The organism is Arthrobacter sp. UYNi723, assembly GCF_054057635.1.
This window is the reverse complement of record NZ_JBSRZM010000010.1, coordinates 62127-85589: the sequence shown is the minus strand read 5'-3', so window position 1 is coordinate 85589 and position 23463 is coordinate 62127. Positions and strand designations below refer to the sequence as shown.

The 23463-nt window shown below is 66.1% G+C and carries 20 protein-coding genes; 16 read left to right on the top strand and 4 right to left on the bottom strand.

Annotated elements, in window-relative coordinates; translation table 11 throughout:
- Positions 1–70: 70 nt before the first annotated feature.
- From pyrR to ACVWY0_RS09955, 13 genes are all read left to right on the top strand, one after another.
- Positions 71–658 (top strand): bifunctional pyr operon transcriptional regulator/uracil phosphoribosyltransferase PyrR, encoded by a 588-nt coding sequence (pyrR, locus tag ACVWY0_RS10015; protein ID WP_056340241.1) that lies wholly within the window; start codon positions 71–73, stop codon positions 656–658.
- Complete coding sequence (locus ACVWY0_RS10010) at positions 655–1725, top strand: aspartate carbamoyltransferase catalytic subunit (protein WP_485836563.1); 1071 nt, start codon at positions 655–657, stop codon at positions 1723–1725. The genes pyrR and ACVWY0_RS10010 overlap by 4 nt, the downstream gene beginning before the upstream one ends.
- Positions 1725–3071 (top strand): dihydroorotase, encoded by a 1347-nt coding sequence (locus ACVWY0_RS10005; RefSeq protein WP_485836562.1) that lies wholly within the window; start codon positions 1725–1727, stop codon positions 3069–3071. Before ACVWY0_RS10010 ends, ACVWY0_RS10005 begins: the two co-directional genes overlap by 1 nt.
- On the top strand, positions 3071–3592 hold the full coding sequence (locus ACVWY0_RS10000; RefSeq protein ID WP_485836561.1) for a PH-like domain-containing protein: 522 nt from the start codon (positions 3071–3073) through the stop codon (positions 3590–3592). Before ACVWY0_RS10005 ends, ACVWY0_RS10000 begins: the two co-directional genes overlap by 1 nt.
- On the top strand, positions 3573–4844 hold the full coding sequence (carA, locus tag ACVWY0_RS09995; protein ID WP_485836606.1) for a glutamine-hydrolyzing carbamoyl-phosphate synthase small subunit: 1272 nt from the start codon (positions 3573–3575) through the stop codon (positions 4842–4844). Before ACVWY0_RS10000 ends, carA begins: the two co-directional genes overlap by 20 nt.
- Positions 4844–8188 carry a carbamoyl-phosphate synthase large subunit gene (gene carB / locus ACVWY0_RS09990; protein ID WP_485836560.1) on the top strand — a complete coding sequence of 1115 codons (3345 nt, stop codon included), beginning with the start codon at positions 4844–4846 and terminating at the stop codon, positions 8186–8188. The genes carA and carB overlap by 1 nt, the downstream gene beginning before the upstream one ends.
- Complete coding sequence (gene pyrF, locus ACVWY0_RS09985; RefSeq protein ID WP_485836559.1) at positions 8181–9050, top strand: orotidine-5'-phosphate decarboxylase; 870 nt, start codon at positions 8181–8183, stop codon at positions 9048–9050. Before carB ends, pyrF begins: the two co-directional genes overlap by 8 nt.
- A 109-nt stretch (positions 9051–9159) precedes the next feature.
- Positions 9160–9477: an integration host factor, actinobacterial type gene (gene mihF, locus ACVWY0_RS09980; protein ID WP_485836558.1), complete on the top strand. Its 318-nt coding sequence runs from the start codon at positions 9160–9162 to the stop codon at positions 9475–9477.
- Positions 9478–9524: 47 nt separating this feature from the next.
- Complete coding sequence (gmk, locus tag ACVWY0_RS09975) at positions 9525–10097, top strand: guanylate kinase (RefSeq protein ID WP_058932377.1); 573 nt, start codon at positions 9525–9527, stop codon at positions 10095–10097.
- Between the two features lie 39 nt (positions 10098–10136).
- Positions 10137–10397 (top strand): DNA-directed RNA polymerase subunit omega, encoded by a 261-nt coding sequence (gene rpoZ / locus ACVWY0_RS09970; protein WP_056340218.1) that lies wholly within the window; start codon positions 10137–10139, stop codon positions 10395–10397.
- A gap of 29 nt (positions 10398–10426) precedes the next feature.
- On the top strand, positions 10427–11677 hold the full coding sequence (gene coaBC, locus ACVWY0_RS09965) for a bifunctional phosphopantothenoylcysteine decarboxylase/phosphopantothenate--cysteine ligase CoaBC (RefSeq protein WP_485836557.1): 1251 nt from the start codon (positions 10427–10429) through the stop codon (positions 11675–11677).
- A 78-nt stretch (positions 11678–11755) separates the two neighbouring features.
- Positions 11756–12991: a methionine adenosyltransferase gene (gene metK, locus ACVWY0_RS09960; RefSeq protein WP_485836556.1), complete on the top strand. Its 1236-nt coding sequence runs from the start codon at positions 11756–11758 to the stop codon at positions 12989–12991.
- An 11-nt stretch (positions 12992–13002) separates the two neighbouring features.
- The gene (locus ACVWY0_RS09955) at positions 13003–15156 is read left to right on the top strand and encodes a primosomal protein N' (RefSeq protein ID WP_485836555.1); all 2154 of its coding nucleotides are present in this window, start codon (positions 13003–13005) and stop codon (positions 15154–15156) included.
- Between the two features lie 22 nt (positions 15157–15178).
- On the opposite strand, the gene ACVWY0_RS09950 is transcribed toward ACVWY0_RS09955, so the two are convergent.
- From ACVWY0_RS09950 to ACVWY0_RS09935, 4 genes are read right to left on the bottom strand one after another with little or no spacing between them, the layout of a single operon-like run.
- Positions 15179–16255, bottom strand: coding sequence for a glycosyltransferase family 4 protein (locus ACVWY0_RS09950; protein ID WP_485836554.1), 1077 nt, complete (start codon positions 16253–16255; stop codon positions 15179–15181).
- Positions 16252–17181: an alpha/beta fold hydrolase gene (locus ACVWY0_RS09945; RefSeq protein WP_485836553.1), complete on the bottom strand. Its 930-nt coding sequence runs from the start codon at positions 17179–17181 to the stop codon at positions 16252–16254. Before ACVWY0_RS09945 ends, ACVWY0_RS09950 begins: the two co-directional genes overlap by 4 nt.
- Positions 17182–17192: 11 nt before the next feature.
- Complete coding sequence (locus ACVWY0_RS09940) at positions 17193–18062, bottom strand: aldo/keto reductase (protein ID WP_485836552.1); 870 nt, start codon at positions 18060–18062, stop codon at positions 17193–17195.
- A 10-nt stretch (positions 18063–18072) separates the two neighbouring features.
- A complete protein-coding gene (locus ACVWY0_RS09935; RefSeq protein ID WP_485836551.1) occupies positions 18073–19047 on the bottom strand; it encodes a sugar-binding transcriptional regulator in 975 nt (324 codons plus the stop codon).
- A 124-nt stretch (positions 19048–19171) separates the two neighbouring features.
- On the opposite strand from ACVWY0_RS09935, the gene ACVWY0_RS09930 reads away from it, so the two are divergent.
- From ACVWY0_RS09930 to glpK, 3 genes are all read left to right on the top strand, one after another.
- Positions 19172–20983 (top strand): glycerol-3-phosphate dehydrogenase/oxidase, encoded by a 1812-nt coding sequence (locus ACVWY0_RS09930; protein ID WP_485836550.1) that lies wholly within the window; start codon positions 19172–19174, stop codon positions 20981–20983.
- Between the two features lie 94 nt (positions 20984–21077).
- The gene (locus tag ACVWY0_RS09925; RefSeq protein WP_485836605.1) at positions 21078–21830 is read left to right on the top strand and encodes an MIP/aquaporin family protein; all 753 of its coding nucleotides are present in this window, start codon (positions 21078–21080) and stop codon (positions 21828–21830) included.
- 45 nt (positions 21831–21875) lie between these two features.
- The gene (gene glpK, locus ACVWY0_RS09920; protein WP_485836549.1) at positions 21876–23390 is read left to right on the top strand and encodes a glycerol kinase GlpK; all 1515 of its coding nucleotides are present in this window, start codon (positions 21876–21878) and stop codon (positions 23388–23390) included.
- Positions 23391–23463: the final 73 nt, after the last annotated feature.

Below are 23463 nucleotides of genomic sequence, written 5' to 3'. Positions count from 1 at the left end.
GGTAATTTTGAAACGCAAATGATCCTTTTTTAATTCCGTCCCGTGAGGCGGGGAAAGGGGAGACGAGAGTTTGACTTCTGTCACTAACGCACCGGTTCCAGCCAGGGTTGTCCTCAATCAGGCGGACATTGACCGTGCACTCACTCGAATCGCCCACGAGATCCTTGAGGCCAACAAAGGGTCCAAGGACCTGGTCCTGTTGGGCATTCCGCGCCGCGGCTATCCGCTGGCCGTCCGCCTCGCACACAAGATTGCGGCCGCGGACCCAACCGTGGACGCCACCGCCATTGTCGGGCAGCTGGACGTCACCATGTTCCGCGACGACCTCTCCCACCAGCCCACCAGGCCGCCGTACCCCACACAGCTCCCGCGCACGGGAATCGACAACAAGGTTGTGGTGCTCATCGATGATGTCCTGTATTCCGGCCGCACCATCCGTGCCGCCCTTGACGCCATCATCGACCTCGGCCGTCCGCGGATCGTCCGGCTCGCTGTGCTGATCGACCGCGGCCACCGTGAGCTGCCCATCCGGGCCGACCACGTGGGCAAGAACCTGCCCACCTCGTCCGCCGAGAAGGTCCGGGTCCGCCTGGAGGAAACCGACACCGCCGCCGACGGTTCCGTAGTCAACGAAGTAGTTATCGAGGGCGGGGCGTGAAACACCTCCTCTCCACCGAAGACCTCAGCCTGGCCAACGCCATCCGCATCCTCGACACCGCCGAGGAAATGGCTGCCGTAGGGGACCGCGAAGTCAAGAAGCTCCCGGCCCTCCGCGGCCGCACCGTGGTGAACCTCTTCTTCGAAGACTCAACCCGCACGCGGATCTCTTTCGAAGCGGCCGCCAAGAGGCTGTCCGCCGACGTCATCAACTTCGCCGCGAAGGGCTCCTCCGTCTCCAAGGGCGAATCCCTCAAGGACACAGCCCAGACGCTCGCAGCCATGGGTGCGGACGCCGTCGTGATCCGCCACTGGGCCTCGGGCGCGCCGCACCGGCTTGCGGCGACGGACTGGATCGACGCCGCCGTCATCAACGCCGGCGACGGCACCCACGAACACCCCACGCAGGCCCTCCTGGATGCCTTCACCATGCGCCGGCACTGGTCAAAGCTGGCGGGATCCGCCTCGACCGGGGCGGACCTCAAAGGCATGCGCGTAGCCATCGCCGGGGACGTCCTGCACTCCCGCGTGGCCCGCTCCAACGTCTGGCTGCTCCGCACGCTCGGCGCCGAAGTCACCCTCGTGGCGCCACCCACCCTGCTGCCCATCGGCGTCGAACACTGGCCGTGCAAGGTCAGCTACGACATGGACGACACCCTGGCGCAGGGTGTGGACGCCGTGATGATGCTGCGCGTGCAGGGCGAGCGGATGAACGCCTCGTTCTTCCCCTCCACCCGCGAATACTCGCGCCGCTGGGGCTTTGATGACAACCGGCTCCGGGCCCTGGACAGCCTGGGACTGAAGGACACCATCATCATGCATCCCGGACCCATGAACCGTGGCCTGGAGATTTCTTCCGCCGCCGCCGACTCGCCCCGTTCCACCGTGCTTGCACAGGTGCGCAACGGCGTCTCGGTCCGGATGGCCACCCTCTATCTGCTGCTCTCCGGGGATACCCGCGAACCAGCCGCCTCCGTGGGCGCGGCCACCAACACAGCCCGCACCAACTCAGCCCACACCAATGCAGCGCGTTCAAACGCCGCCCATTCTACCAAGGAGAGCAACTGATGGCAGAGAACAACGGAACCTACCTGATCCGCGGTGCATCGATCCTGGGCGCAGGGGCAGAGGACCTGCTAATCAGTGACGGCGTCATCGCCGCCCGGGGCGCAGCCGCTGCCACCCACAAAAACGCGGACGGCGCCACCGTCATCGAAGCCGCCGGCCTGGTGGCACTGCCCGGCATGGTGGACGTGCACACACACCTGCGCGAACCCGGCCGCGAAGATGCCGAAACCGTAGAGACCGGCACCCGCGCCGCCGCCCTGGGCGGCTTCACCGCGGTCCACGCCATGGCCAACAGCAACCCGGTGGCGGATACCGCCGGTGTGGTGGAACAGGTCCACAGCCTGGGCCGCGCGGCCGGCTGGGTGGACGTCCGTCCCGTCGGCGCCGTGACCGTCGGCCTGGCCGGCGAGCAGCTCGCCGAACTCGGCGCCATGGCAGATTCCCGCGCCCAGGTCCGCATGTTCTCCGACGACGGCATCTGCGTCCACGATCCCGTGCTCATGCGCCGCGCCCTGGAGTACGTCAAGGCGTTCGACGGCGTGGTGGCCCAGCACGCGCAGGAACCCCGCCTTACCGCCGGAGCCCAGATGAACGAGGGCGCCGTCTCCGCCGTCCTGGGACTCACCGGCTGGCCGGCGGTCGCCGAGGAAAGCATCATCGCCCGTGACGTCCTGCTGGCGCAGCATGTGGACTCCCGACTGCACGTCTGCCACGTCTCCACCGCCGGCTCCGTGGAGATCATCCGCTGGGCCAAGGAACGCGGCATCAACGTCACCGCCGAAGTCACCCCGCACCACCTCCTGCTCACTGACGACCTGGTCCGCAGCTACAACCCCGTCTACAAGGTCAACCCGCCGCTGCGGACGGATGCAGATGTGCAGGCACTGCGCGCCGGCCTGGCGGACGGCACCATCGACGTGGTGGGCACGGACCACGCCCCGCACCCGAGCGAGCACAAGGAATGCGAGTGGGCGCAGGCCGCGATGGGCATGACCGGGCTGGAAACCGCACTGTCCGTAGTGCAGCACACCATGATCGAAACCGGCCTCATGACCTGGGCCGATTTTGCCCGCGTGACCTCCACCGCGGCGGCGCAGATCGGCCGGGTGACGGACCAGGGCCGTCCCCTGGACGCCGGCGAACCCGCCAACATCATCCTGGTGGACCCGGCGGCACGCTGGACCGTTGACCCTGCCAAGATGGCAACCATGGGCCGCAACTCCCCGTTCGCCGGCCTGGAGCTGCCGGGCAAGGTGGTGTCCACCTTCTACAAGGGCCACCCCACCGTCCTGGACGGCAAGCTCAACACGCCGTACCGCGAACCGGCAGCGGCAGGCGCCTCCTGATGGACACCAAACTACTCACCGGCCTCATCACGGTCGCGCTTATCGCCGTCGTCCTGGTGATGATCTGGGCAGGCTGGCGTAACCGCCTCAGGCGGCAGGCCGACGTCGGCCGGTTGCCCGACGTGCCAGAGGCGCCCGGGGTGCCGCTCGCCGGGGCCGACGGCCAGTACGTTGCGTCCACCACCGCCGGAGACTGGCTGGACCGCATTGCGGTGCACAGGCTTGGGATCCGGACCAACGCGGTTCTCAGCGTGTACCCGCATGGCGTCCTCTTCGACAGAACCGGTGCCCCGGCGCTCTACATCCCGGCCGGCAGCCTGACCGCCGTCCGGCAGGAAAGCGGAATGGCCGGCAAGTTCGTTGAAAAGGATGGGCTCCTGGTCCTCACCTGGGACCTCGGGACCCACGAACTCGACACGGGGTTCCGGACCCGCCGGGCCGCCGACAAGGACGCCCTCTATGACTCCCTTCAGCAATTGATCGCCGCAGCCCCCCAGGCAGATCCCCAGAGTGGAAAGTAAGACAGTGACAGAAACAGCGACAGCAAAAGCAGAGACTGCGGCACCAGCAGCCCTTTCCACCACCGTTCCCACACCGGCGGTATTCGTCCTGGAGGACGGCCGCATGTTCCGCGGCATCAGCTACGGCGCGCAGGGCACTGCCCTGGGCGAGGCGGTGTTCGCCACCGGCATGACCGGCTACCAGGAAACCATCACCGACCCCTCCTACGCCCGCCAGCTGGTGGTGCAGACGGCGCCGCACATCGGCAACACGGGTGTGAACAGCGACGACGCCGAGTCCCGCCGCATCTGGGTGGCCGGCTACATCGTCCGCGACGCCGCCCGCCGCCCCTCCAACTGGCGCTCCGAACGCTCCCTGGACGAGGAGCTCATTGAGCAGGGGATCGTCGGCATCCAGGGCGTGGACACCCGCGCCATCACCCGCCACCTGCGTGAGCACAAGACCATGCGCGCCGGCATCTTCTCGGGTGCGGCCGCCAAGGCCACGGACAAGGAACTCCTTGACGCGGTCCTGGCCAGCGCCCCGATGGAAGGCGCCCGCCTGGCCGAGGAAGTCAGCGTGGACAAGGCCTATGTGGTGGACCCCAAGGACCACGGCTGGGACGGCGAGCCGCGCTTCAGCATTGCCGCGATCGACCTCGGCATCAAGGCCATGACCCCCGTCCGCTTCGCCGAGCGCGGCGTCCGCGTGCATGTCCTGCCGGCAACTTCCACCCTCGAGGACGTCAAGGCCCTCAACCCGGACGGCTTCTTTATGTCCAACGGACCGGGCGACCCCGCCACGGCTGACGCCCAGGTCAAGCTGCTGCGCTCCGTCCTGGACGAGAAGCTGCCGTACTTCGGCATCTGCTTTGGCAACCAGATCCTGGGACGCGCCCTGGGCTTCGGCACGTACAAGCTCCGCTACGGCCACCGCGGCATCAACCAGCCCGTCCTGGACCGGCGCACCGGCAAGGTGGAGATCACCTCGCAGAACCACGGCTTCGCCGTGGACGCGCCGCTCGACGGCGCCACGCAGGCTCCCGAGGAGCGCTACGGCCGCGTCGAGGTCAGCCACATCAGCCTCAACGACGACGTCGTCGAGGGCCTCGCATGCCTGGACATTCCCGCCTTTTCGGTGCAGTACCACCCGGAAGCCGCGGCCGGCCCGCACGACGCCGCTTACCTGTTTGACCGTTTCATCGACCTGATGGCCGTCACCAAAACCGGCGCAGAGAACACCACCGATTCCAAGACTGAGGACAAGAAGTAATGCCCAAGAGAACTGACCTTAAGAGCGTCCTGGTCATCGGTTCCGGCCCGATCGTCATCGGCCAGGCCGCGGAGTTCGACTACTCCGGTACCCAGGCACTGCGTGTCCTCAAGGAGGAGGGCCTGCGGGTCATCCTGGTGAACTCGAACCCGGCCACCATCATGACGGACCCCGAATTCGCAGATGCCACCTACATCGAGCCCATTACCCCCGAGGTGGTGGAGAAGATCATCGCCAAGGAGCGCCCGGACGCGATCCTGCCCACCCTCGGCGGCCAGACCGCACTGAACACAGCCATCGCGCTGGACAAGAACGGCGTGCTGGCAAAGTACAACGTGGAGCTCATCGGCGCGAACATCGCCGCCATCGAGCTCGGCGAGGACCGCGAAAAGTTCAAGGGCGTGGTGGAACGCTGCGGCGCCGAATCGGCCCGCAGCCACATCATCCACACCATTGACGAGGCTTTGGCCGCCGCCGAGGACCTCGGCTACCCGATGGTGGTCCGGCCCTCCTTCACCATGGGCGGCCTCGGCTCCGGCCTGGCCTACAACGAAAACGACCTCCGCCGCATCGTCGGGCAGGGCCTGCAGTACAGCCCCACCACCGAGGTGCTGCTCGAAGAGAGCATCCTCGGCTGGAAGGAATACGAGCTTGAGATGATGCGCGACAAAAACGACAACGTCGTTGTCGTTTGCTCCATCGAAAACTTCGACCCCGTGGGCGTCCACACCGGCGACTCCATCACCGTGGCACCGGCGCTGACCCTGACCGACCGCGAATACCAGCGGCTGCGCGATATCTCCATCGCCGTCATCCGTGAGGTGGGCGTGGACACCGGCGGCTGCAACATCCAGTTCGCCATCGAGCCGGACACCGGCCGGGTAGTGGTCATCGAGATGAACCCGCGCGTGTCCCGGTCCTCCGCCCTGGCGTCCAAGGCCACCGGCTTCGCCATCGCCAAGATCGCCACCAAGCTCTCCCTCGGCTACACGCTGGACGAGATCCCGAACGACATCACGCAGAAGACCCCGGCGTCGTTCGAACCCACGCTGGACTACGTGGTGGTCAAGGTTCCACGCTTCGCCTTCGAGAAGTTCCCGGCCGCGGACGACACCCTCACCACCACCATGAAGTCCGTCGGCGAAGCCATGGCCATGGGCCGCAACTTCACCGAAGCGCTGCAGAAGGCCCTCCGCTCCCTGGAACAGAAGGGCTCGCAGCTGGACTTCAGCTCCGTCCCCGAATGGGAAGTCCCGGAGCTGATCGAGAAGGCCAAGCGGCCCACCACGGAACGCCTGCACCAGGTCCAGCGTGCCCTGCTCGGCGGCGCCACCGTGGAACAGCTGTTCGAAGCCACCAAGATCGACCCCTGGTACCTGGACCAGCTCCAGCTGCTCAACGAGATCTCCCACGAGATCCGCCAGGCCGGAGCCCTGACCGTGGAGATGCTCAAGCGCGCCAAGCGCCACGGCTTCTCGGACGAGCAGATCGGTTCCCTCACGCACAACTCCGAAGCCGTGGTCCGCGGTGTCCGGCAGGCCCTCGGGATCCGTCCGGTCTACAAGACGGTAGATACCTGCGCCGCCGAGTTCGCCGCCTACACCCCGTACCACTACTCGTCCTACGACGAGGAGGACGAGATTGCGCTGCACTCCAAGCCGTCCATCCTGATCCTCGGCTCCGGCCCCAACCGTATCGGCCAGGGCATCGAGTTCGACTACTCCTGCGTCCACGCCTCCATGGCGCTGCGCAAGGCCGGGTACGAGACCGTTATGGTCAACTGCAATCCGGAGACCGTCTCCACGGACTATGACGTCTCCACGCGCCTGTACTTCGAGCCGCTGACCCTTGAGGACGTCCTCGAGGTCATCGCCGCCGAGGAACGCACCGGCGGCGTGATGGGTGTGTTTGTGCAGCTCGGTGGCCAGACGCCGCTGAAGCTGGCACAGCAGCTGGCCGACGCCGGCGTCCCCATCCTGGGCACGTCCCCGGAAGCGATCGACCTCGCCGAGCACCGCGGCGAGTTCTCCCGCGTGCTCGACAATGCCGGGCTGATCGCCCCGAAGAACGGCACCGCGGTGTCCTTCGACGACGCCAAGAAGATCGCCGACGAGATTGGCTACCCCGTCCTGGTCCGTCCGTCCTACGTGCTCGGTGGCCGCGGCATGGAAATCGTCTACGACGAGGCCAACCTTTCCCGCTACATCGCCAACGCGACCGAAATCACCCCGGACCACCCCGTGCTGATCGACCGCTTCCTGGAGGATGCCGTCGAAATCGACGTCGACGCGCTCTTCGACGGCACCGACATGTACCTCGGCGGCATCATGGAACACATCGAGGAGGCCGGCATCCACTCCGGCGACTCCGCGTGTGTCCTGCCTCCCATCACCCTGGGCAACAACGTGATCGAGCGTGTCCGCACGGCAACGCGCGCCATCGCCGAAGGGGTGGGCGTCCGCGGCCTGATCAACATCCAGTTCGCGCTGGCCTCCGACGTTCTCTACGTGCTCGAAGCCAACCCGCGTGCCTCCCGCACCGTGCCGTTCGTCTCCAAGGCGACCGGCGTCCAGATGGCGAAGGCAGCCGCGCTGATCGGCACGGGCGTCACCATCCACCAGCTCCGGACCGCCTACAAGATGCTGCCGGAAACCGGCGACGGCTCCACACTGCCGCTCGACGCCCCGGTCTCGGTCAAGGAAGCCGTGCTTCCGTTCAGCCGCTTCCGCACCCCGGAAGGCAAGGTGGTGGACTCGCTGCTCGGCCCGGAGATGCGTTCCACCGGCGAAGTCATGGGCATCGACAAGCACTTCGACACCGCCTTCGCCAAGAGCCAGGCAGCCGCCAACAATGCCCTGCCCACCGAAGGCAAGATCTTCGTCTCCGTGGCCAACCGGGACAAGCGGGCGGTCATCATGGCCGTCAAGCGCCTCTCGGACCTCGGCTTTGAGATCGTCTCCACCGGCGGCACCGCCGACGTCCTGCGCCGCAACGGCATCCAGGCCAGCACGGTCCGCAAGGTCGCCGAGGGCAGCAGTGCCGAAGGTGAGGGCACCATCGCAGACCTCGTCATCGCCGGCGAGATCGACATGGTCTTCAACACCCCCTCCGGCGGCGAAGCCCGCAGCGACGGCTACGCCCTGCGTGCCGCCGCGACCTCCATCGGCATCCCCTGCATCACCACGGTGGCCGAGTTCAACGCGGCGGTGCAGGCCATCGAGGCGATGCGCACCTACGAATGGTCGGTGACCAGCCTGCAGGAGCACGCCGCCGCCCTGGTGGCGTCCCAGAAGGCAGCTGCGGAGAACGCGGCGGCCGAGTCTGCGGTTTCGCAGAATGCCTGAGGCCGCCTCCACACCGTCAAGCCCCGCCCGGGAGTCCTTCGGCTCCCGGCTCGGGGCGGCCATGGCGGCCCGCGGGCCGCTGTGCGTGGGCATTGACCCGCACCCCGCACTCCTGAAGGACTGGGGACTGGCCGACGACGCCGCAGGGCTGAGGCGGTTTTCGCTGACGGTCCTGGAGGCCGTCGGTTCGCTCGCTGCCGCGGTGAAGCCGCAGGTGGCGCTCTACGAGCGCCACGGTTCGGCCGGGATGGCAGTCCTGGAAGAGGTCCTGGCCGCGGCAACGCAGGCGCAGGTCCTCACCATTGCTGACGCCAAGCGGGGGGACATCGGCTCCACGATGGCTGCCTACGCGGATGCCTGGCTGCGGGACGGCTCGTCCCTGGCAGCCGACTCCGTGACCCTCAGCCCGTACCTGGGGTTTGAGTCGCTCCGCCCGGCCCTTGACCTGGCAGCGGACTACGGCCGGGGCGTATTTGTCCTGGCGCTGACCTCCAATCCGGAGGGGGCTTCCGTGCAGCATGTGGGCGGAGCCGACTCCGTGGCCCGGCGGATCGTCGAGGCGGCAGCGGCAGAAAACAGCCGTTATGCCGGCGGCCTGGGGTCCGTTGGACTCGTCGTCGGCGCCACCGTGGGGTCTGCTTTGACTGACCTGCACCTGGACCTGCAGGCGGTCCGCGGACCCATCCTGGCCCCGGGACTGGGCGCCCAGGGTGCCACCCCGGCAGACCTGCGCCGGACCTTCGGGGCGGCGTACCCGCAGGTCCTGGGGACGTCCAGCCGGGATATCCTGGCTGCCGGTCCAGGGACCCAAGGTCTCCGTAATGCTGCGTTGCGCACGCTTGTTGGGCTCATCGGCGAATAGGCACCCAATGGTGGCATCCATTGATTCACCGCCCACCAAGGGGTAGGTTTCAGGACAAGTCCAATGGCGGCCGCCTTGGACTCAGCCGATGAATCCGGGGGTGTCCTCCATGAGCCTGCGACCCTTATCTCCTTCGGAACGCGCGGCGGCCCTGAACAAGGCGGCCGCCGCGCGGGCCACCAGGGCGGCCGCGAAAGAGCGCCTCAAGAACGGCAAGACGTCGGCAGCGGACCTCATAGGCGCCGCCGCCGCGGATGACGCCCTAGCCCGGATGCGGGTAGTGGAGCTGTTGGAGGCCCTGCCGGGCATTGGAAAAGTCAGGGCTGCAGCCATTATGGAGCAGTTGGGCATAGCGGCCTCCCGCCGGCTCCGCGGGCTGGGCATTCACCAGCGCCAGGCGCTGGTAGATTTTATAGACGAGAAATAGGGCGTTCCTAGAGGCGCCCGACCCCAAACTCCGCCGCAAAGGAATACGTGAGCAAGAAACCGGGACTGACAGTCCTCGCTGGTCCGACGGCTGTTGGCAAAGGCACCGTGTCCACCTATATCCGGGATAACTACCCCGAAGTCTGGCTTTCCGTATCGGCCACCACCCGCGCTCCGCGGCCCGGTGAGCAGGATGGCGTCCACTACTTCTTCAAGTCCAAGGAAGAGTTCGAGTCGCTCGTTGCAGCCGGCGAGTTCCTGGAGTGGGCCGTAGTCCACGGCCAGAACACCTACGGCACCCTGCGGAGTTCCGTGGACGAGGCCATCGCCGCCGGCAGGTCCGTCCTGCTGGAGATCGATCTGCAGGGTGCACGCCAGGTCAAGCAGGCCGTTCCTGACGCCCAGTTTGTGTTCCTGGCGCCGCCCAGCTGGGACGAAATGGTCCGACGACTGGTGGGTCGCGGCACGGAAACTGAGCAGGAGCAGCAGCAGCGGCTAGAAACAGCTAAACTGGAACTTGCCGCTGAACCGGAGTTTAACCACACCGTCATCAATGATGACGTTCGCCGGGCAGCGGACGAGCTTGTTTCACTCATGGGGCTGACCCCGCACCCGCACTAGTAGCCGGTACCAGCCAGCCCGTTAGAATTTGGAGAATTCGTGTCCACGAACCTTGAAGGCATCATCAACCCGCCGATCGACTCACTGCTTAAGGCAGCTGATTCCAAGTACGGCCTGGTGATCTTCGGTGCCAAGCGTGCACGTCAGATCAACGCTTACTACGCCCAGCTGCACGAGGGCCTGTTCGAGTACGTCGGCCCCCTGGTCGACACCAAGCTGAACGAGAAGTCGCTGTCCATCGCCCTGCGCGAAATCAACGAAGGCAAGCTCGTTTCCACGCCGATCGAAGCCGCAGAGTAAGTTCAGACTGCCCTGTTGACGGAGGTCACGTGCGCATAGTCCTCGGAGTCGGGGGAGGGATTGCGGCCTACAAGGTCGCATCGCTCCTCCGGCTTTTTACTGAAGCCGGCCACAATGTCACGGTGATTCCCACTGAGGCAGCCACCCGCTTTGTGGGTGTCGCCACGTGGGAGGCACTGTCCGGGAACCCGGTCAGCAACAGCGTCTTCGACGACGTGCACCAGGTCAACCACGTCAGGCTTGGCCATGAGGCCGACCTCATTGTGGTGGCACCCGCGACCGCGGACCTGCTGGCGCGCGCGGCCACCGGACAGGCCAACGACCTCCTCACCAACACGCTGCTCATGGCCAGCGGCCCGGTACTCTTTGCCCCCGCCATGCACACGGAGATGTGGCTGCACGCCGCCACCCGCGCCAACGTTGAAACGCTGCGAAGCAGGGGCATCGCGGTCCTCGAACCGGCCAGCGGCCGGCTCACCGGCACGGACTCCGGTCCCGGCCGCCTGCCTGAGCCCGAAGCAATCTTCGACGCCGCCATGGCACTTGCCCAGGGCCAGTCCGATTACCAGCTTCCGCTGGCCGGCCGGACCGTCACAGTCAGTGCAGGCGGAACCCGGGAACCGCTGGACCCCGTCCGTTTCCTGGGCAACCGCTCCTCCGGTAAGCAGGGCGTGGCGCTGGCCGTCGCTGCCCGCAATGCGGGTGCCACGGTCCGCCTGGTCGCCGCCCATTTGGAGGTCCCGGCGCCGACCGGGGTCGACGTAGTGACCGTTGAGACCGCCCTGGAGTTGCGCGAGGCCATGCTGGCAGCCGCGGCGGATTCCGACGTCGTGATCATGGCTGCGGCCGTGGCGGACTTCCGCCCCGCGGAGATCTCCGGCACGAAGATCAAAAAACGTGATGACACCGCGGACCCCGTCATTTCCCTGGTCCGGAACCCGGACATCCTCCAGGAACTGGTCGAGGTCCGGGACCACGCTCCCGATAACCAGGCCAGCCGCCGCAGCCAGCTGATAGTGGGCTTCGCAGCAGAGACCGGTGACGGCCAAGGCGACGTCCTGACCTACGCGGAGGCAAAGCTCAAGCGCAAGGGCTGCGATCTCCTGGTGGTCAATCATGTGGGATCGGACAAGGTCTTTGGCCAGGACAGCAACTCGGTAGTCATCCTTGCCCGCTCCGGCGCCGAACCACAACTGGCCGCCGGAACCAAAACAGAGGTTTCGGCCGCCGTCATCACGCGGATCGGCTATGAGCTGAACCACGTTTCGCCACGCTCCTGACCGAAAGCCACGCACTGTTTCCTTAGCACGGGGACACACGCCGCCGGACGTCCGATTCCCAACCAGTAAGGTAGTTGAGTGACTTTACCGCTGCACATTCCCCACACCCACGGGGCCACGCCCTCCGCCCTCCGGCTCTTCACGTCCGAGTCGGTCACTGAAGGCCATCCGGACAAGATCTGCGACCAGATCAGTGACGCCATCCTGGATGCACTGCTCGCCGCGGATCCCGAGTCCCGCGTCGCCGTGGAGACCATGGCCACCACCGGCCTGGTCCATGTTGCCGGCGAGGTCACTACCGACGCCTACGTCGAAATCCCGCAGATCGTCCGGGAAACCATCCTCGGCATCGGCTACGACTCCTCAGCCAACGGGTTTGATGGTGCCCGCTGCGGCGTCTCCGTCTCCATCGGACAGCAGTCCAACGACATCGCCGGGGGTGTCTTCAACTCCCTCGAAGCCCGCGAAGGCCGCCAGGAGGACGACTACGACCTCCAGGGCGCCGGCGACCAGGGCCTGATGTTCGGGTACGCGAGCGACGAAACCCCGTCCTACATGCCGGTGCCGATCTGGATCGCGCACCGCCTGTCCGAACGCCTCACCGAGGTGCGCAAGTCCGGCGAACTCTCTTACCTCCGCCCCGACGGCAAGACCCAGGTCACTATCGGCTACGACAAGGACGTCCCGGTTTCCGTCGAAACCGTCGTCATCTCCAGCCAGCACGCCGCAGGCACCAGCCTGGACCGGCTGCGCGCCGACCTCGCCTCCTTTGTTATTGAGCCCGTCCTGGCTGCAGCCAACCTGGACATTTCCCGGGCTGCCAACATCCTGAACCCGGCCGGTGAGTTTGTCATCGGCGGGCCCGTCGGTGACGCCGGCCTGACCGGACGCAAGATCATTGTGGACACCTACGGCGGCATGGCCCGCCACGGGGGCGGCGCCTTCTCGGGCAAGGACCCCTCCAAGGTGGACCGTTCCGCTGCCTACGCCATGCGCTGGGTTGCCAAGAACGTCGTGGCGGCCGGACTGGCAAAGCGCGCCGAGATCCAGATTGCCTACGCCATCGGCCAGGCCCGCCCCGTGGGCACGTACGTCGAGACCTTCGGCACCGAGACGGTGGACCCGGCCAGGATCAGCGCCGCCATCGCGGAGATCTTCGACCTCCGCCCGCGTGCCATCATCGATGCCCTGGACCTCAAGCGTCCCATCTACGCCAAGACCGCCGCGCACGGACACTTCGGCCGTGACGATCCCGACTTCACCTGGGAGCGCCTGGACCGGGTGGAGGACCTGAAGGCCTTCTTCAACGCGTAGGCCAGTCCGCCATGGCCTCTGATGAGTCTGTCCCTCCCGGCGCCGTCCAGTTGTCGCTGCTGCAGGGCTTCCCGGCGAAGGCCAGGCCGTCCGGGCCCCCGCTGGCCGCGCACCTTCCGGTGGCCAGGGTCCTCGTGGAGACGCCGCTGCCGCATCTGGACCGGCCCTTCGACTACAGCGTGCCGGCCGAACTGGACGGGGCCGCACAGGCCGGCGTCCGGGTAAAGGTCAGCTTCAACGGCCAGGACCTGTCCGGGTTCATCATTGAACGGACTGAAGAATCCGACGCCGGCCACACCCTGGTGCCCCTGCAGAAGGTGGTCTCTCCCGTCGTCGTCCTGACGCCGGCTGTCCGGGATCTGGTGTCCGCCGTCGCGGCCCGGTATGCAGGCACGGTCAGTGACGTCCTTCGCGTCGCGGTGCCTCCGCGCATGGCGAGGCTCGAGAAGGACTTCCTCTCGTTGCCGGTAGCAGAGCCGGCGTCACCGGACCCGCTGGCCGACGCCGGGGCTTTGACCGGCCAGGACGTCCCTGCCGGGACTGAAGCAGACTGGGCCGGTTACCGCAACGGCCCGGCATTTGTCCGCCACCTGCGGGACGGCGGATCCCCACGGGCGGTCTTCAACCCGCTCCAGGGATTCGGCCCGGCAGCTTGGCCGCACCTTTTGGCAACGGCCGTGGCAGCAGTCCGTGCCTCCGGCCGCGGCGCCGTGGTGGTGGTGCCGGACTACCGGGACCTGGACCAGCTGGAAAATGCGCTCCTGGCGGTGCTGCCCGCCGACGATATCGCCCGCCTGACATCCGACGACGGGCCCACTCCCCGCTACCGGAACTTCCTGCGCCTCCTTGCCGGGTCCGCGCGCGTAGCCATCGGCACGCGCTCGGCAGCGTTTGCCCCGGTCCGGGATCTGGGCCTTGTTGCCTGCTGGGACGACGGCGATGACCTCCACATCGAACAGCGTGCCCCGTACGCCCATGCCCGCGACGTGCTGCTGCTGCGCGCGGACCAGGAAGGCACCGCCTGCCTCATGGCCGGTCATTCCAGGAGCGCGGAACTCCAGCGGCTGGTGGAGGCCGGCTGGGCCATGCCCGTTGAGGCCGATCGGGCGTTCGCACGACGGACCGTGCCCCGGGTGCTGAACACGGCGGACAGCTTCGAGCAGGAACGCGACCCCCTGGCCCTTGTTGCGCGGCTTCCCGGTGCCGCGTGGCGGGCTGCCAAGGACGGGCTGGAACGTGGGCCCGTCCTGGTGCAGGTGGCCCGCGCCGGCTACGCGCCGTCGCTCGTCTGTGAGACGTGCCGCGAACCCGCCCGCTGCCAGGCCTGCCAGGGTCCCCTTGCCCTGGCCGGAGCCACCGGCAGCTCTGCGGTCCCGCAATGCCGCTGGTGTTCCACGCCGGCACCGGAGTGGCAGTGTGCCCATTGCTCGGGGCACAAGCTCCGTAAGGGCGCCACCGGCGTCCTGCGCACAGCCGAAGAGCTGGGCAGGGCATTTCCCGGAAAAACCGTCATTACGTCCTCGGGCGGCAACATCAAGGCCGGCGTTGGCAGCGCCAAGGCTTTGGTGGTGGCCACCGTCGGGGCCGAGCCCGTGGCGGAAGGTGGTTATGCTGCGGCGCTGCTCCTGGACGGTGACTCCCTGCTCCGCCGGGAGAACCTCCGCGCCGGGGAAGACACGGTGCGCCGCTGGTTCAACGCCGCGGCGTTGGTGCGCCCGGCGTCCGACGGCGGACTGGTGGTCATCACCGCGACGGAAAGTGTTGCTGTTGGCGCGTTGCTGCGGTGGGACCCGGCCGGGTACTCCCGGCGCGAGCTGGAACTCCGGATGGAACTCCAGCTGCCGCCGGCGGTCAGGATTGCCTCGGTCACCGGCCCCCGGGCCGCCGTCGCACATTTTTCCGGGACCGTGGAGAAGGAGCTGGCCGCCACGGGTGTGACGCTGCGGACCGCAGGACCGGCGCCACTGTTCCTCACCGGTCCAGCGGCCGCCGGGGGAGCCGGGGGTGCCGAGGGGGCAGGGGAGAACGCCCGGACCCTGCTGTTCTTCGCGTACGGGCAGGCAGCCACTGTCACCCGGGTGTTACGTGCAACAAAGGCTGCGGCCGCCGCCAAGAGGACCACGGAACCGGTCCAGGTCAGGCTGGACGGCGTGGACGTCCTCTAGCGGCTTCCTTTGGCGGCATCAGTCAACGGCTGCGCCGCGCCATGATGTCGTGGGCCACGTCCACCAGCTGCTGCGCGGATTCGTCCCAGCTGAACTCCTGCGCACGTGCCACGGAACGGCGGGACACCTGCCGCCAGTGGGCGTCGTCCCGCAGTTTCTGCACGGCCGCGGCGAACTCTGCCGGGGATGCGGGATCAACGTAGGTTGCCGCGTCGCCGCCCACCTCGCGGAAAATCGGGATGTCGCTGGCGATGACCGGCGTGCCGAGGGCCATGGCCTCCACCAGCGGAAGACCGTAGCCTTCGGCGCGGGAGAGGCTCACCAGTCCAGTGGCCCGCATGAGCAGGACGGCATATTCGTCATCGGTGACCCCGTTGTGGAAGACCACCGTGGCACCCGGCGGCACCATGATCTCCAGCTCGGCCCGGCGCTCGGAGGTGATCCTGCTCAGCAGGTGCAGGGTGAAATCTGGCAGCTCGGACATGCCGGCCACCATTGTTTCAACGTTTTTGTAGGGCATAAACGAGCCCATGTACACCAGCGAATGGTCCGCCCCGGCAGCAGGATCACGCGGTTCCTGGGCGGGCTGCGGGGCGTTGCTGATGATCCGCACGGGCCTTTTGGTGAGCCGGTACTTGGCCATCAGCGCTTCCGTGGTCCGGCTGATGGTGGCCACGGTGTCCGCCCGGTTGAGGAGGACGCGCTGCGGCCAGAACGCCTTGTGGTAGAGCCGCCAGAGCACGCGGACGGGTGCCGGCAGGAATCCCGGGGGCGCAGGGTGCTCGTAGTAGATGAGGTCGTGCAGGGTCAGGACCAGGCCGTACTTGCGCCCCCAGCTGCCCATGGTCTGCATGGGGCACACCACAACGTCTGCCCCCAGCGGGTTGATCCTGCGGGCCACGAACAGCTCCAGCGGGGACAGCGGACTGTTGATCAACGTGTACGGAACATCCGGGAGCAGCGCCAGTTGGCGCGTGTCGCTGATAAGCATGGAAACGTCGGCCACCTTTGCCGTGGCGGCGATGAGGCTGGCTCCGTAACGGCTGATGCCGTCGTGATGATCGGTCCGGGTGAATCGTGCATCGATGACAATCTTCACGCGGGGTGGTCCTTAAGGAAGCTGCGGATGAAGCCGGCGGCGGGGCCGGGCGTTTCGTAGTGGATCAGGTGGCCGACGCCGGGAATGACTTTGAGGACGCCGTCGGGGAGGAGCGCGGCGAGACGGTGCTGGTCCGGCAGGGTGGCAATCTCGTCTTTTTCGCCGGCGACCAGGAGCACCGGCAGGCTCAGCTTCCCGGCAACCTCGGCCACATGGCCGCTGACCGACGCCGTGAACGATTCGAGGAGGCTTTCCCGGTTAGCGAAAGCGCTGAAGTAGGCATGGTGCTGGCCGTGGATGAAGCGGCGCAGCTCTGTGTCGGCCGTCTTGGCCATGGCCTCGCTCATGACCCTGACAATCAGCGGACTGCGCAGCAGTGCCAGTCCCAGCGGGCGGGGGAGCCGGGCCGCCAGCCGGTAGTAGAGGACGGCCAGCTTGGTCATGATGCCCTTGGGGCCTTCCAGGGCAGGCGTGGCGATGGGGTTGATCAGGATCAGCGGTGTGACGGTACCCGGGTGGGTGGCGACAAAATGGGCGGCGACGATCGAGCCGAAGGAGTGCCCCAACAGCACGGTGTCCGGGCCGAGGCCGAGCGCCGCCATAAAGTCGGTGACAAAGGTGCCGTACTGCTCCACCGAATGTTTCCCGGAGGCGAACGCGGCCGAGCTGCCGAACCCTGGCAGGTCCGGCATGATGATGCGCATTTCCGGCAACTGGTCGGCCACCCGGAGCAGGCCGTGGTGATCGCCGCGGAAACCGTGGATGACCAGGATGGTGCGGGTGTCAGGTGTGGGCTGGACGGGTTCGTAGGTCCAGTACGCCACGGCGGTGCCGTTAATCACGATGTCGGCGGCCCGGGTGCGGGCCGCCAGCCCGGCGCTGAAGAACGAGGACGCAGGGGATGGCTGTTGATCGGCGGTTTTCATGACCCTCGGTCCTAGTTGACGTTGTCGGGGTGGGATCCCGTGCGCTGACCGCGGTCAAGCTCGGCAAGGGCTGCCATGTCGCGGTCTGAAAGTTCAAAGCCAAAGACGTCCAGGTTTTCCCTGATCCGCGACTCGGAGCTTGCCTTCGGAATGGCGATGTTCCCCAGCTGGATGTGCCACCGAAGAATGATCTGGGCCGCTGTCCTGCCGTGTTCGGCGGCCAGGGCCAGGACCACGGGATCCAACAGTACGTGTCCGCGCGCCAGGGGGCTCCAGGCTTCCGTCCGGATGCCCAGGGCGTGGTGTTTGTCCCTCAGCTCCGCCTGCTGGAGCCACGGGTGCAGTTCAATCTGGTTCACGGCGGGCACCACTTCGGCGCTCTCGAGCAGCTGGTCCAGGTGCGCGGGCTGGAAGTTGCAGACGCCGATGGCGCGGACTTTGCCTTCGCGGTACAACGTTTCGAGGGCGCGGTATGTGTCGGTGAACAGATCCCGCTTGGCGCAGGGCCAGTGGATCAGGTACATGTCCACGTAGTCCAGGCCGAGGTTGACCATGGAGGTATCGAAGGCACGGAGGGTTGAGTCGTACCCCTGGTCATCGTTCCAGACCTTCGTGGTGATAAATACGTCCTCGCGCCGCAGGCCGGGCGAGGATTCCCCGGAGCCGCCGCTTCTGCCTTCGGAATCCATGGCGGGGCCGAGCCCCCGCGCCACGCCGGTTTCGTTGCCGTACATCGCTGCCGTGTCAAAGTGGCGGTATCCGGTGCCGAGGGCCGTGGCCACCAGGCCGGATGCTTCCGCTGCCGGAACTTTGTACAGCCCGAATCCCAACTGGTCGATCTGCACACCGTTGTTGAGGCCGAGCCGGGGTGAGGTTTTCATAGCATTGACTTTACCCATTGGGCCAGGCGACACCGCCAAAGCCCACCAGGCGGCGCGCGGTGGCTTCATCCACGATCAGGTCGGTGGCAAGGCCAGCGGAGAGGGCGCCCCGCAGGCCGTTGATCTTGGATGCCCCGGAAATCACGCAGATCCGCCGCCGGACCTGGCGCAGCTGGGAGAGTGCCGGACCCGTGGAGCGTTCGTTCAGGACGATACCGTCAGAGGATCCGTTACGCCGAAAAAAGACCGTGGCAACGTCACCCACCACATCTGAATGGGCCAGCATCTTGAGGTCGCTTTCGTCCAGGTAGCCACCCGCGTAGACGTGGCTCGGGTAGTCCGCGTCCACGGATCCAACACCGAAGATGGCGATGCTCATCCGGGCCTGCAGGTCCAGGATGCGCTGCACGCTGCGCTCATTCCACATGGCGGTTTTGGTGGCTGCATGGTCGAAGAATGCGGGAACAGGGAACTGCTCCACGCGGGCGCCGTAGGCACTTCCGAAGCGGCGCATGATGTCACTCGCATAGGTGATACCGGTGGTGTGCATGTTGCCGGCGCCGTTCAACTGGACCACCACGGTATCGTGCGTGATCTTGCGCGTGAGGTGCCTGCTGACCGCACTGAGCGTTGAACCCCACGCGACGCCGATGATCGCATTGGAGTCCACCAGCGGGCCGATGGTGCGGGCCGCCTGAATGGCCACGCGGTCCAGGGTTTCCGCCTCGTTCAATGACTCCAGCACCGGAACAACGTGCACGTCCACGTTGTACTCGCGACGGATCATGCTTTCGAGTTCGGGACCCGTATCCAGCGGGTTGCGGATCTGGATCTGGACCAGGCCTGTGTCCCTGGCGGCCGACAGAAGCCGGGAAACCGTGGACCGGGACGTCCGCAGTTCCCGGGCGATCGCGTCCATCGTCAGGTCCTGGAGGTAATACATCTGTGCAGCCCGAAGCGCATCTGAGTGCCGGGAGAGCGTCATTCGGACTCCATTCTGCACGTTTGTGCATAGTGCTTGACTCCATTTTCCATTACTCCAAACAATAGTTGAAGAACGACGGTGCATCCGGCGGATGCCCGCACGCCAATAAACCCAAGGAGCAGTGTTGGGACTCAAACATACATTCGGCCACAGCGGAGCCACGCCCGCCCACAGCACCGTGCCGCGCGCATCGGTGCAGGGTCTGCGGAATCGTCCGCACGCCAAGGTGTTGATCATCGGCGGTGGCATCAACGGCGTGGGAACCTTCCGGGACCTCGCCCTGCAGGGAGTGGACGTGGCCCTGGTGGAGCGTGGCGATTACTGCCAGGGTGCCAGCGGCGCGTCCTCCCATATGATTCACGGCGGCATCCGTTACCTGGAAAACGGGGAATTCCGCCTCGTCCGCGAATCCGTGGTGGAACGCAACCGCCTCCTGCGGATCGCGCCGCATTATGTGAAGCCCCTCCAGACCACCATCCCGATCTTCAGCACTTTTTCCGGCGTCCTGTCCGCACCGTTGCGGTTCCTCACGCACAAGCAGCAGGGCAAGCCCAAAGAGCGCGGCGCCTTCCTGATCAAACTGGGCCTGAGTATGTACGACTCGTTCTCCCGGGACGGCGGCTCCGTGCAGCGCCACCAGTTCCGCGGACGCAAGCGTGCCCTCGCCGAGCTGCCGCAGCTGCATCCCGGCATCAAATACGCAGCCACCTATTTCGACGCCTCGGTCCACAACCCCGAGCGCCTTACGCTCGATGTGCTCCAGGACGGCGAAAAAGCGGGGCAAGGCAGCGGCGGACCGGAAAGCTCAACAGCACGGGCGAGCAACTACCTCGCACTCCATTCGCTCGGCGGGGCTGCCGCACAGTCCGGCACCACGGTCCAGCTCCGCGACGAACTGACTGGCGAGCTGTTTGATTTCACCGCGGACGTCATCGTCAACACCACCGGCGCCTGGGTGGACCTGACCAACGAAGCCATGGGGGCGGCGTCGGCCTTTATGGGCGGCACGAAGGGATCGCACATTGTGCTGGACCACCCGGTCCTGCTCGAGGCCTGCAAAGGCCGGGAGATCTTCTTTGAGCACACGGACGGCCGGATCGTCCTCATCTATCCCATGGGCGACCGGGTCCTGGTGGGAACCACTGACGTTCTTGCCGACATGACGCAGGACGCAGTGTGCACGGATGAGGAGATCGAGTACTTCTTCAACCTGATCGGCCACGTCTTCCCGGACATCACCGTGCAGCGTGACCAGATCGTCTACACGTTCTCCGGCGTCCGCCCGCTGCCACGCCACGACGCCACCCAGCCGGGGTTTGTCTCGCGCGACTACCGGATTGAACGGCGCACCCCGGCTGCCGAGGCACCCGGCGCAGGAACCGCCGTCGTACTCAGCCTGGTGGGCGGTAAGTGGACCACTTTCCGGGCTCTGGCCGAGCACATGGCAAATGATGTGCTTGCCGAGCTGGGGATGGAACGGAAGGTCTCGACGGCGAAACTCGCCATCGGAGGCGGCGCCGGCTTCCCCGAGGATGACGCCGGAGTCCAGAAATGGATCAAGGCTCATATGGGTGCCGGCCGGGACGCGGACCGCTCCGCCGTCCTGCTGACCCGCTACGGCACGAGGGCTGACGACGTGATCCGCTACCTTGATGCCGGCCCGGACAGGTTGCTCCGTTCCACCCGTGAACTCAGCGTCCGTGAGCTGGAGTTTATGGCCCGGAACGAGCAGATCGGGCACCTCATCGATGTCCTGATCAGGCGTACGTCGCTCGCCTTCCGTGGACTTGTCACCGGAGAACTTCTTGTCGAGGTTGCGGACGTCCTGTCCGCCCCGCTGGGCTGGGATGCCACAGCCAAGGCCGACGAGATCAAGCATGCGCGGGAAGTACTGGAGCGATTCCACCGCGTACAGATCCACAGCCTGGTCGCCTAGGCAGACCAGGCTGCAGCCGGGGCGTCAAAGCGCTCCGGTTCAACGGTCCTTCAACCCGCGAAGGACCGCAAAATAGAAAATAGAGGAGTCAATGATGTCTCTTGGAATTGTTTTTCTTTCCGAAGTCTTCGGAACGGCGATGCTCACCCTGCTGGGTTGCGGTGTCGTGGCCAACGTTGCCCTGAAGGGCACAAAAGGCAACAGCGGCGGGTTCCTGATGGTGACCTGGGGGTGGGGGATCGCCGTCTTCGCGGGTGTTTTCGTTGCCGCCAAATCCGGCGCCCACCTCAATCCGGCCGTCACGCTGGGCCTACTGGTTAAGGGCGGCAAGGAGTATGCTCCGGACGTCCCGGTGGATGTCGCGTCCACGTTCACCTACTTCGGTGGCGAACTGCTCGGCGCCTTCCTGGGTGCTGTCCTTTGCTGGGTCGCATACAAGCAGCACTTCGATGCCGAACCCGTGGAAGCCAACAAGCTGGCGACGTTTTCCACCGGTCCGGCCATCCGCTCCACGCCCTGGAACCTGCTCACGGAAATCATCGGCACGTTTGTCCTGGTCTTCGTCATCCTGACGTTCGGCGGGACGCCCTCGGGCCTTGGGCCGCTGGCGGTGGCACTGCTCGTGGTGGGCATCGGCGTATCCCTGGGTGGACCCACGGGTTATGCCATTAATCCGGCCCGCGACCTCGGGCCCCGCATCGCCCACGCAATCCTGCCCATCAAGGGCAAGGGTTCCAGTGACTGGGCCTACTCCTGGATCCCCGTCGTAGGGCCGTTGGTCGGCGGTAGCCTTGCCGGCCTGGTGGCGTTCTGGGTTCCCGCGATCATGCCTGCCGTCGCCGGCTAGTAACCATTTTCAAACACACACAAAAATACAGACAAGGACGTCACCATGAACCAATACGTAATCGCCATCGACCAGGGCACCACCAGTTCCCGCGCCATCATCTTTGACCACAGCGGCAACATCGTTTCCTCGGGCCAGATGGAGCACGAGCAGATCTTCCCGCAGGCGGGCTGGGTAGAGCACAACCCTGCCGAGATCTGGAACAACACCCGCGAAGTGATCGCGTCCGCCCTCTCCAAGGCGAACCTGACCCGGCACGATATTGCCGCCGTCGGAATTACCAACCAGCGCGAGACAGCGGTTGTCTGGGACAAGACCACCGGCGAGGCCATCTATAACGCGATTGTCTGGCAGGATACACGGACCCAGGACATCGTTGATGAGCTGTCCAAGGACGGCGGCCCGGAGCGGTTCAAGCAAAAGGTAGGGCTACCCCTGGCCACCTATTTCTCCGGCACGAAGATCAAGTGGATCCTGGACAACGTCGACGGCGCCCGGGCCAAAGCGGAAGCCGGTGAACTGATCTTCGGCAACACCGACGCCTGGGTCCTCTGGAACCTGACCGGCGGCGTGGACGGCGGCGTGCACGTCACCGACGTCACCAACGCCTCCCGCACGCTGTTCATGGACCTCGACACGCTGAGCTGGGACGAGGAAATCCTGGGCATCTTCGGCGTGCCGCTGAGCATGATGCCTGCCATCAAGTCCTCCTCCGAGGTCTACGGCACCGTGCACACCTCCCAGCTGCTGCGCGAAGTTCCCGTTTCAGGCATCCTGGGTGACCAGCAGGCTGCCACGTTCGGGCAGGCGGCGTTCGAGGCCGGTGAAGCCAAAAACACCTACGGCACCGGATGCTTCCTCATCTTCAACACCGGCGAAGAGATCGTCCACTCGAAGAACGGCCTGCTCACCACGGTCGGGTACAAGCTCGGCGATGCCCCAACGCACTACGCGCTGGAAGGCTCCATTGCCGTCACCGGTTCCCTGATTCAATGGCTCCGTGACAATCTCGGCATGATCAGCAGCGCTGCGGAAGTGGAAACGCTGGCGGCGGCCGTTGAGGACAACGGCGGCGTCTACATTGTTCCGGCCTTCTCGGGGCTCTTTGCCCCGTACTGGCGTTCGGACGCCCGCGGCGCCATCGTCGGCCTCACCCGGTTCGTCAACAAGAACCACATCGCCCGGGCGGCGTTGGAGGCCACGGCTTTCCAGACCCGCGAGGTACTGGACGCAGTCAATGCTGACTCCGGCGTTCCGCTCACTGAGCTGAAGGTCGACGGCGGCATGGTGGCCAACGACGCTCTGATGCAGTTCCAGGCGGACATCCTGGGCGTTCCGGTGATCCGGCCGAAGGTAGTGGAAACCACTGCGCTCGGTGCCGCCTACGCTGCGGGCCTCGCCGTCGGCTTCTGGAAGGACCTCGGCGAGCTCTCGTCCAACTGGTCCGAGGACAAGAGGTGGGAACCGAAGCTGGACCAGGCCGAACAGGACCGCCAGTTGCGCCTGTGGAGGAAGGCAGTCACAAAGTCCATGGATTGGGTCGACGAGGACGTCCGCTAAAGCGCCACGGACCGGGCGGCGTACAGCAAAGAAGAGGGAGGGTGGCCGAGGAGTGCCGCCCTCCCTCTTCTTC

Coding starts and splice junctions, on each gene's coding strand:
- ACVWY0_RS10005 (WP_485836562.1), top strand. CDS start 1,725: ATGGCAGAGAACAACGGAACCTACCTGATCCGCGGTGCATCGATCCTG.
- ACVWY0_RS10000 (WP_485836561.1), top strand. CDS start 3,071: ATGGACACCAAACTACTCACCGGCCTCATCACGGTCGCGCTTATCGCC.
- carB (WP_485836560.1), top strand. CDS start 4,844: ATGCCCAAGAGAACTGACCTTAAGAGCGTCCTGGTCATCGGTTCCGGC.
- pyrF (WP_485836559.1), top strand. CDS start 8,181: ATGCCTGAGGCCGCCTCCACACCGTCAAGCCCCGCCCGGGAGTCCTTC.
- mihF (WP_485836558.1), top strand. CDS start 9,160: ATGAGCCTGCGACCCTTATCTCCTTCGGAACGCGCGGCGGCCCTGAAC.
- ACVWY0_RS09955 (WP_485836555.1), top strand. CDS start 13,003: ATGGCCTCTGATGAGTCTGTCCCTCCCGGCGCCGTCCAGTTGTCGCTG.
- ACVWY0_RS09945 (WP_485836553.1), bottom strand. CDS start 17,181: ATGAAAACCGCCGATCAACAGCCATCCCCTGCGTCCTCGTTCTTCAGC.
- ACVWY0_RS09940 (WP_485836552.1), bottom strand. CDS start 18,062: ATGAAAACCTCACCCCGGCTCGGCCTCAACAACGGTGTGCAGATCGAC.
- ACVWY0_RS09935 (WP_485836551.1), bottom strand. CDS start 19,047: ATGACGCTCTCCCGGCACTCAGATGCGCTTCGGGCTGCACAGATGTAT.
- ACVWY0_RS09925 (WP_485836605.1), top strand. CDS start 21,078: ATGTCTCTTGGAATTGTTTTTCTTTCCGAAGTCTTCGGAACGGCGATG.
- glpK (WP_485836549.1), top strand. CDS start 21,876: ATGAACCAATACGTAATCGCCATCGACCAGGGCACCACCAGTTCCCGC.